1 protein-coding gene is annotated in these 374 nt (G+C 53.2%); it reads right to left on the bottom strand.

Annotated elements, in window-relative coordinates:
- Window positions 1-374, bottom strand: a 374-nt coding sequence (locus tag AC1RPK_RS07645; protein ID WP_481769337.1) for a hypothetical protein, incomplete at both ends; no start/stop codon positions are given.

Here is a 374-nt window from a genome sequence, read left to right as displayed (position 1 = left end):
ACGTTGTACTCCAATTCCTCGTTGGACTGCATCAACTCAAGAGCGAAAACCTCCTGAATGCCGGATAGGATTTCCGGAACCATCGGTTTCAACGCCGCGTTAAGCGCCATTTCAAACGATGTGAGCGTATCGATCGCCTGATCGTGCTTAATCTGTTCGTACTGAGCTTCAAACTTCTTGGCCTGAACCTCGGCAGCGCTCGCGGCACGCGCAAACAAATTGCCTGCCATCTTGTTCATACCGTTGAGCACGGTAATCACCTTCTGGACATCGGCACTTGTTGCACGGCCCTGCGCAACGGCCGTGAGCGATGCCCCGGCCGAATTTTGAAGCGATTCCCACTTACGTCGTTCGTAGTCCGTATTAAATGCGGG

The organism is Dellaglioa sp. CoH-55-MRSF-6 (assembly GCF_056782215.1).
Note: the sequence above shows the minus strand (reverse complement) of the source record. Positions and strands in the feature narration are given on the sequence as shown.